General features: G+C 43.5%; 1 rRNA gene. It reads left to right on the top strand.

Annotated features, from left to right (window positions below):
• A 16S ribosomal RNA gene (locus tag EWU23_RS14490) occupies positions 1–101 on the top strand; the annotation flags it as partial.
• Positions 102–255: the final 154 nt, after the last annotated feature.

Genomic DNA, 255 nt, shown 5'->3' with positions numbered 1-255 from the left:
TGAAGCTGGCCGTTAAACCGCCAGTTAGGGTAGAACAGGTAATTGGGGCTAAGTCGTAACAAGGTAGCCGTACCGGAAGGTGTGGCTGGAACACCTCCTTTCTGGAGAAGCTATTTAACTTAAGTATGTAAGGTTTCTTATATGCTTCCAGAGTACTTTTATCACACGCCTAAAGGAAAACCTAGCAAGATAGGTTTTCGTAAGTATAACAGAAAAAGAGAAGAAACAAGCGGGCTTGTAGCTCAGGTGGTTAGA

Origin of the sequence: Aquirufa beregesia, from assembly GCF_011090385.1 — a bacterium.
In the GTDB taxonomy this organism is placed as follows: Bacteria; Bacteroidota; Bacteroidia; order Cytophagales; family Spirosomataceae; genus Aquirufa; species Aquirufa beregesia.
The sequence above is the reverse complement of the archived record's forward strand: the minus strand, read 5'-3'. Positions and strand labels throughout refer to the sequence as shown.